Here is a 789-nt window from a genome sequence, read left to right as displayed (position 1 = left end):
GCATCATAGAAGCTGGCAGCATGATTGGTTTTTGCCATCATCAACGCATGCATTTTCAACATGCGGCGCAGCGCATTCTCCGTGGTTTCCAAATTACGGTTAAGCACATTGACGTAAGCCAGTAGCTGTGGTGCTGCAGCGGCCAGATAACCATTAGCCCGTTGCTCCTCAAGACGCACATCACGGCTCCCACCGTTATCCGACCAGTGCTCAAGCCCAAGTTTTTCCCAGTCTGGAACAATCGCGACATTAGGGATTTCCACATGCTCGAAGCCGTTGACATCCACGACAGTGACGCCATCGCTATAGAGTTCAAGAACCTGCCAGGGTGCAGGTGCGGCTAACTCGCGCTGTTCATTAAGAAAGGTCACTAGCTGTTCAATATTCATTGATTTGCCTCCAGACGCAGAACGTCGAAGTCGGCAACCCAGTGAGGGAACAACTCGCAGGCCAGCTCATACATAGTGTCCGCAGCAGCGAGCGTTGATGTACGTGTGGTGGTTCTTTCAAGACGATGAACAGGTTGGCCGGAAGCATGCCCCATTTTGTAAATTTCAAGCTTGGGAATGATGGTGTCGAGAAGGGAGACGTCGAAGGTATCTGCACGCAGATACTGCCCGTTTGCGATAATGCCGCGCAGACTGTTCAGGGTCTGCCAATCCAGATTCGTGTACTCCATGCAATTCGTCAGAATACGGATACGCGGTAACGCAATACCGTAGCTGGTCAGCGGCAATAATCCTTCCATCAACCCCAATGTGCCACGCAGAAACTCACGCGTATCCGGCA

1 protein-coding gene and 1 pseudogene are annotated in these 789 nt (G+C 51.8%); both read right to left on the bottom strand.

All coding sequences use genetic code 11. The annotated features are described in order from the left end of the window. Positions 1–389: hypothetical protein (locus AC4PR2_RS29305; protein ID WP_492176101.1), on the bottom strand; the 389-nt coding region annotated here is incomplete at its 3' end. Beyond that, a pseudogene (locus tag AC4PR2_RS29300) lies at positions 386–789 on the bottom strand (ParA family protein); the annotation flags it as partial. The gene AC4PR2_RS29305 and the pseudogene AC4PR2_RS29300, both read right to left, overlap by 4 nt.

Source organism: Serratia sp. A07, from assembly GCF_058725505.1.
Note: the sequence above shows the minus strand (reverse complement) of the source record. Positions and strands in the feature narration are given on the sequence as shown.